This window comes from Levilactobacillus namurensis DSM 19117, from assembly GCF_001434785.1.
Taxonomy (GTDB): domain Bacteria; phylum Bacillota; class Bacilli; order Lactobacillales; family Lactobacillaceae; genus Levilactobacillus; species Levilactobacillus namurensis.
In genome coordinates this window covers 34,909-40,481 of record NZ_AZDT01000067.1, presented here as the reverse complement: position 1 = coordinate 40,481, position 5,573 = coordinate 34,909, and the positions used below count along the sequence as shown (strand labels likewise).

The 5,573-nt window shown below is 44.5% G+C and carries 5 protein-coding genes and 2 pseudogenes; all 7 read left to right on the top strand.

What is annotated here, in order from left to right; genetic code table 11:
• Positions 1-70: 70 nt before the first annotated feature.
• Positions 71-1,390, top strand: a pseudogene (locus FD30_RS10995) (type I-E CRISPR-associated protein Cse1/CasA); the annotation flags it as partial.
• 9 nt (positions 1,391-1,399) lie between these two features.
• Entirely contained in the window at positions 1,400-1,999 is a 600-nt protein-coding gene (gene casB / locus FD30_RS10990) for a type I-E CRISPR-associated protein Cse2/CasB (protein WP_056945056.1), read from the top strand.
• Positions 1,999-3,075, top strand: a complete 1,077-nt coding sequence (gene cas7e, locus FD30_RS10985) for a type I-E CRISPR-associated protein Cas7/Cse4/CasC (protein ID WP_056945055.1) — start codon at positions 1,999-2,001, stop codon at positions 3,073-3,075. Before casB ends, cas7e begins: the two co-directional genes overlap by 1 nt.
• Complete coding sequence (cas5e, locus tag FD30_RS10980; RefSeq protein ID WP_056945060.1) at positions 3,056-3,766, top strand: type I-E CRISPR-associated protein Cas5/CasD; 711 nt, start codon at positions 3,056-3,058, stop codon at positions 3,764-3,766. Before cas7e ends, cas5e begins: the two co-directional genes overlap by 20 nt.
• A 2-nt stretch (positions 3,767-3,768) precedes the next feature.
• The gene (gene cas6e, locus FD30_RS10975) at positions 3,769-4,440 is read left to right on the top strand and encodes a type I-E CRISPR-associated protein Cas6/Cse3/CasE (protein WP_056945054.1); all 672 of its coding nucleotides are present in this window, start codon (positions 3,769-3,771) and stop codon (positions 4,438-4,440) included.
• A 3-nt stretch (positions 4,441-4,443) separates the two neighbouring features.
• Positions 4,444-5,398, top strand: a pseudogene (cas1e, locus tag FD30_RS10970) (type I-E CRISPR-associated endonuclease Cas1e).
• A partial coding sequence (gene cas2e, locus FD30_RS11820) for a type I-E CRISPR-associated endoribonuclease Cas2e (RefSeq protein ID WP_235803271.1) occupies positions 5,395-5,573 on the top strand: 179 nt, incomplete at its 3' end. The pseudogene cas1e and the gene cas2e, both read left to right, overlap by 4 nt.

The following is a 5,573-nucleotide window of genomic DNA, read 5'->3' as shown; positions in this document are numbered from 1 at the left end:
TCTCATCATAAAACATTGATTTAACAACATTCTTATTGACAAGACGTAGAAAAACGCGGCTTGTTTTGATTTTTTCGGGGATCATCCGTTTTACCAAGCCACAACTGCAGACTATGATGCATTGGTTCCGGCTAATAAGCGAGTTGCTAAGGGAAAGGGGCAGGTGGCGGTTAAGCAACTTAATCGCCGAATTTCGGAAAGTGGTCATACCCCATCAACCTTTGCCCCTAAGACGGGTGAATTTAAGAATGAAATTGATTTAGATGAATTCGTGCGATGGATTATCATGTACCAGAATTATACTGGTGTAACGGATAAGACCAAGGTTGAAAACGAAGAGAAGTTTTCCAACCCCGCAGGATGGGTTTATCGGCTTAATCCGGTCTATGTACAAGGAAAGACGTTATTTGAAACGTTAATGCTGAATTTAGTGTTAGTTAATCAGGACCAGGAAAATCCAGCCATTCAGCGACCGGTATGGGAATTTGAGTCGGTTTTAGACTATGTTGCCTACCGTAAGCGACAAGCGTTACCGGATGATCTTGCTGGCTTGTACACAGCTTGGTCACGTATTTTACATATTGAGTGGGCAGACAAACGACATCCTATCATCTTTAGTGCTGGGATTCCGATGTTTTCGGCGGAAGGTGCGCGCTTAGAACCGATGACGACTTGGCGTTTTGATAAAAAAGAATCGCTCTTTCGACCAGCAGTTAAGAGCTTACGATCCTTAAGTGTTGCGATGTGGCGAAACTTTGGACAGTATGTGAAGACTAATCAGGATGAAACGACACGTCAGGAACCAGGACTGGTTGGATGGTTGCGAAAACTTAAGGAAGATGGTTTAATTCCTGATAATCAAATCCTGACGTTAGCGTCAGTCGCCTTAGTTAGTGATGGTAATGCAACCTCGCAATCGCCTGCTGCTGAATTTGCAGATGATTTGCAATTGCAAGCCAATACGTTGTTTGATGATTCGGAGATGGCGGAACGGTGGCCGGTGCGGATTGAAGATACGGTGACCATGACGCAAAAAGTTGGTCAAGATTTTTATCATTTTGCTGCTGATATTGGGGAAATTCGGAATTTAGTTGATACACGATCATATGCTAGTCGTTTGAGTGCAAAATTCTATGCTAGTTTAAACGTTCCTTTTAAGCAGTGGTTAGCTCAGCTGAGTGGTCGAGATGATCGAGACGAAAAGATTAATGAGTGGAAACGACAACTGCAAGAGTTATTACGGGCGGCCGTGCAGGAGATTGTGCGCACTAGTTCTTCGCGAGATGTCATTGGCATCAAGGATGCTAAAGGGCGGCCGATGAACATCTTTACTGTTCGCAGCCGTTTAAGCTACCAAGTCCGTCAGGATTTAGACCTTAAGAAGGAGTGATTAAAAGTGATGCAAGCAAATGATATTAGTTTTGTAACGAATAAGATTATTCGAAAGCTTAACCGGGATGAACATCCCAATAAAGCAGCGTTAGCGAGTATTCGTGGAGCAGCAACGTTAACCAGTCCACGTGCCCAAGGAATTTGGCCCATCTTGTTAGCTAATCTTGATAAAGAAATGCTAAGTTCTGATGGTTACCCAACCTATGCTGAGGTAGCGATATATGCAGCAGTTCGGTTCTATGCCATTCATCAGCAGGGACAGGAGCAACTAGTTTATGAACCAACTAGCCGAGATGAACCGACTGAATTCTTTATGCGACTGGCCAAAATGCGTCAGGATGAAAGAATACATGATGCTTTGGATCGCCGGGTACGGATTCTTTTAGCAACGACTAACGTTAATAGCATGATTAATTCGCTATCTCACTTAGTTAGTATCGTAAAGTCCCACCATCGAGATTGGTCAATTGATTATGCGCGGTTGGCAAAAGACTTATATATCGCTCAATTTGGCAATCGACAAGCTAATCAAGTCCATCTACGGTGGGGGCAACAATATTACCGGAATCTACAAACGATTAAAAATTCTGAAGGGAAGCAAAACTAATGACTACTCAAAACTTATACTTAGATATTAACGTCTTACAAACGGTACCATCATCTAACCTAAATCGTGATGATACGGGTGCCCCTAAGACTGCCTTATATGGTGGGGTTAGTCGTGCTCGGGTATCGTCACAGAGCTGGAAGCATGCCGTACGCGCAGACTTTCGAGCAACTAATACTTCTGTAGGGACCCGAACTAAGGAAGCGGCTAAGCTATTGGCGTCTAACTTGAAGAAATTAGATTCGTCACTAGATGATAAGACGGTCACTGCTAAGGTAGCGGCAACGTTTAAAGCGGCCGGCATTAAACTTGATAAGAATCAAGAAACTGGTGCGTTGTTGTTGGTTAGTCATGGTCAATTGGCAAAATTGGCTCAGTATGTTCTAGCTAATGATGATTTGGATAAGAAGGAAGTTAAAAAGGTTTTGAAGGGTGACCAATCGCTTGATTTAGCATTATTCGGGCGAATGGTTGCGGACAATCCAGAGCTAAATGTAGACGCCGCTTGTCAAGTGGCTCACGCAATTTCGACCCATGAAGTGGTGCCTGAATATGATTACTTTACGGCATTGGATGATGAACAACCTGAAGATACAACGGGAGCAGCGATGTTAGGGACGATTGAATTTAATTCTTCCACTTTATACCGGTATGCCAATGTGAATCTGAACGAGTTAATCTATAATTTAAATACTCAAGATGCCATCCAGGGTGTAGCAGCTTTCTTGAAGAGCTTTGTTCTGTCCATGCCGACTGGCAAGCAAAATACGTTTGCTAATAAGACGGTGCCTAACTATGTGATGGTGACGTTACGATCTGATACACCGGTTAATTTGGTATCAGCATTTGAAAAGCCGGTAACTTCTAAGGATGGATACGTTGATGAATCGATTCAGCGTTTGGAATCTGAATTTACAAAGACGCAGAGTTACGTAGAACAGCCATTGGCAAACTTCGAGTTGGGTAAAGCGACATCAGAAGTCGCTACGGCGACGACGACCTTATCGGACTTAATTAGTCAAGTCACGGCAGTGGTAGAAAAGGCGGTCCAGAATGATGAAGACTCTAACGATTAGGCTAACTGCACCGCTTCAATCTTATGGAGATGAAGCAACCTTTGAGAGACGGACTACGGGAGATTATCCCTCTAAAAGTGCAATGATTGGAATGATTGCTGCGGCTTTGGGCTATCGGCGTGATGATGTACGAATTAAAGAGTTGAATGATTTAAGCTTTGCAGTTCGTGTTGATCAGGTTGGACAACCGTTAACTGATTTTCAGACTGTCGAGTGGAAACAAGGGGTCCGTAAGTTGACGCATCGTGATTACTTGCAGGATGCTGTTTTTGTGGCAGCGATTGGGAGCTCAGATAGCGCTCAAATTAATCGGATTCATGCAGCATTGACTCATCCACGTTTTCAGATTTTCTTGGGTCGACGGGCAAACGTTCCGGCCGGAGTATTAAAGGTTCATGAATTTATAGATACTACACCGGTTGAGGCTTTGAGGACTTTAAAATGGCAGGCCTCAGATTGGTATCAGAAAAGACAAAGTCAAGCTAAGACGATTCCGTTAGATATTGTTGCGGATGCAAATCTATTGGAACAATTTTCGAATACTATGGTAAAAGACCAAGCGGTATCATTTGATCAGCGTAATCGTCGCTTCGGATTTCGACCTGTAGTGACAACTCAAGTAACGGTTACCAATCCGTATTTTCAGGCAACCACCCATGATCCAATCGGTATGCTAGAGAGGAGGAACTAATGATGTACCTTTCGAGAGTAGAAATTGATGACGCTAATCGGCAAAAGATTAAAGATTTAACACACTTGGGAGCCTATCATAACTGGGTTGAACAAAGTTTCCCTCAAGAGCTTAATGCTCATGAACGGCAGCGTCATCTTTGGCGAATCGATGTTTTAGGTGGACACCGATATTTGCTGTTAGCGAGTCATAATCGTCCAGATGGAACGCTGTTGGGGACGTATGGTGTACCTGGCACAGTGATTGTTAAATCGTATGACGCCTTTTTGGCTAGTATTCGGTCAGGGCAACTCATGCAATTTCGATTAACAGCTAATCCGGTTCATACGATCACACGTCCAGGTCATAAGCAGGGACGTGTTGTTCCCCATGTTACGATCGCTCAACAACGCCAGTGGTTGATTGATCGGGCTGAAAGCGCCGGATTTGAGTTAGTTCAACAAGTTGTGACGGATGATCCGGATGCGTCAGTTACCCGAGCTTTTGATATTGTAAGTCGTGATTGGCCGATACTTCATCGACGAATGGGCCGAGGTGTGCGGTTAAGTCGGGTAACTTTTGAAGGCCTCTTGCGGGTTAAGAATCTTACGGTATTTAAACAGACATTGACACAAGGAATTGGTCGCGAAAAAGCCTTTGGCATGGGGCTAATGACAATTATTCCTCAGGACTAGATAATGGTTAAGCCTAAAATGGGAGCGCAAAAACCTAAGCTTCCCGAGTTGGGGCGTGTCCGAGACCGTATGACGTTTCTTTACTTAGAGCATGCCAAATTGAAACGTCAAGATAGTGCGATCCAGGTCGTTGACCAACGGGGAATCGTATTTGTCCCGGTAGCATTAGTTAGTTGTCTCTTGTTGGGTCCGGGAGTTGATGTGACTCATCGAGCAATGGAATTGATTGGTGATTCTGGTACTGCGGTCGTTTGGGTTGGCGAACAAGGGGTGCGACAATATGCGCATGGACGGGCTTTAAATCACTCGTCTCGGCTGTTGGAGGCTCAAGCTAAGTTAGTTTCAAACCAACGTTCACGAATCATGGTTGCCAGGAAGATGTATCAAATGCGCTTTCCAGGTCAGGATGTTTCGGGGCTAACGATGCAGCAGTTGCGAGGCAAGGAAGGTGCACGAGTCAGGGACGTTTACCGAGAACAATCGGTAGAGACCCAGGTTGCTTGGACACGGCGAGTCTATGATCCCAATAATTTTGAAGCGGGAACACCGATTAATCAAGCGTTAACGGCGGCTCATCAAGCATTATATGGATTGAGTTATAGTGTTATCGTAGCTTTAGGCGCTTCTCCGGGATTGGGCTTTGTACATACCGGTCATGACTTAGCTTTCGTATATGATTTTGCGGATCTATATAAGGCGCAGACGTCGATTCCGGTCGCCTTTCAGGTGACGGCTAAGCATCCGGATGGGCAGAATATCTCCTCTATTACGCGCCATGCAATGCGGGATGTCTTTAAGGATGGCAAACTGTTATCACAAATGGTTACGGACCTAAAGAATTTACTAGGCGTCACGGATGTTGAACTGGAAACAGACATGGTTCATCTCTGGGATGATCGACTGGGCCTACAAAAAAATGGGGGTTCAGTACCATGAGTTGGAGGATGATATCCGATGATTGTTATCACCTTAACTAAGGTTCCGCCGGCATTGCGAGGGGATTTAACGAAGTGGTATCAAGAAGTTCAAACCGGCGTCTATGTTGGTAATGTAAGTGCCCGTATTCGCGACCTTTTGTGGGATCGTGTCCAAAAAACAATTGGTCAGGGTGAAGCCACGATGGTCTATAGTAT

Bases quoted from the DNA above. Each gene is read 5' to 3' on its own strand.
- casB (WP_056945056.1), top strand. From the start codon at position 1,400: ATGCAAGCAAATGATATTAGTTTTGTAACGAATAAGATTATTCGAAAG.
- cas5e (WP_056945060.1), top strand. From the start codon at position 3,056: ATGAAGACTCTAACGATTAGGCTAACTGCACCGCTTCAATCTTATGGA.
- cas6e (WP_056945054.1), top strand. From the start codon at position 3,769: ATGTACCTTTCGAGAGTAGAAATTGATGACGCTAATCGGCAAAAGATT.
- cas7e (WP_056945055.1), top strand. From the start codon at position 1,999: ATGACTACTCAAAACTTATACTTAGATATTAACGTCTTACAAACGGTA.